The 259-nt window shown below is 68.3% G+C and carries 1 protein-coding gene; it reads right to left on the reverse strand.

Translation table 11 applies throughout. The annotated features are described in order from the left end of the window. On the reverse strand, positions 1-212 hold a 212-nt coding region (locus ACZ3HG_RS24130), incomplete at its 3' end, for a cation efflux transmembrane domain-containing protein (protein WP_465334961.1). Positions 213-259 lie beyond the last annotated feature (47 nt).

A 259-nucleotide genomic window follows, 5' to 3' on the forward strand; every position in this document is an offset into this window, starting at 1 on the left:
GCCACGCTGACAACGAGGCTCATGGCAGGGTCGAGCCATACCCAGCCGGTCAGCAGGATCAGTCCGCCCGCGATCACGACGCCGGCGGCGAGCGCTGCGTCGGACGCCATGTGGAGAAAGGCGCCCTTGATGTTGAGGTCGCCCTTGCGGCCGGAGGCGAACAGCAGCGCGGTGACGCCATTGACCGCGATGCCCACCGCCGAGACGATCATGATCGTCGTCCCGGCCGATGGCTCAGGATGTAGGAGGCGGCGGACCG

It is taken from the genome of Erwinia sp. PME.40.26/001, from assembly GCF_055556675.1.